The organism is Variovorax sp. 01T432 (genome assembly GCF_056398605.1).
The window spans coordinates 1-447 of record NZ_JBFTPS010000165.1 but is presented as its reverse complement, the minus strand read 5'-3'; the positions used below and the strand labels follow the sequence as shown (position 1 = coordinate 447).

Genomic DNA, 447 nt, shown 5'->3' with positions numbered 1-447 from the left:
CCGAAGTTCAGCGTCGCCAGCCAGCGGTAGTAAGCACCGCACCACGAGGTCTTGCCCTTGTAGCGCACGTCGTGGCGCAGCAGGAAGCCCTTGAGCTGATGGCGGGCTTGCATGCGGCTGTGGACTGCGTCTTCGCGCGCTCGCGACAAATCACGGATGGCTTCGTCGTCTGGATCGGGGATCCACACGGCGCTCAATTGGCCCGCGCGTGAGCACTCGGCCAATTGAACGCTGTCGCGTGAGTCGGTCTTGATCCGGTCGCCGGGTCGTCGCGGGATCTGCGACGGGGCAATGGTCTCGCAGAGGTAGCCCTTGGCCTTCAAGGCACGCTGCAGCCCGAAGCCCGTCGGACCAGCCTCGTACACGATGTGCAATTGCTCCGCGGTGCCAACCTTGGCCAGCACCTTCAGCAACTTGTTCACATCGTGCGGCACCTTGCCGATCATC

At 63.8% G+C, this 447-nt stretch carries 1 protein-coding gene; it reads right to left on the bottom strand.

The window, feature by feature from the left end:
• Positions 1-447: IS110 family transposase (locus AC1DNF_RS35810; RefSeq protein ID WP_478153687.1), on the bottom strand; the 447-nt coding region annotated here is incomplete at both ends.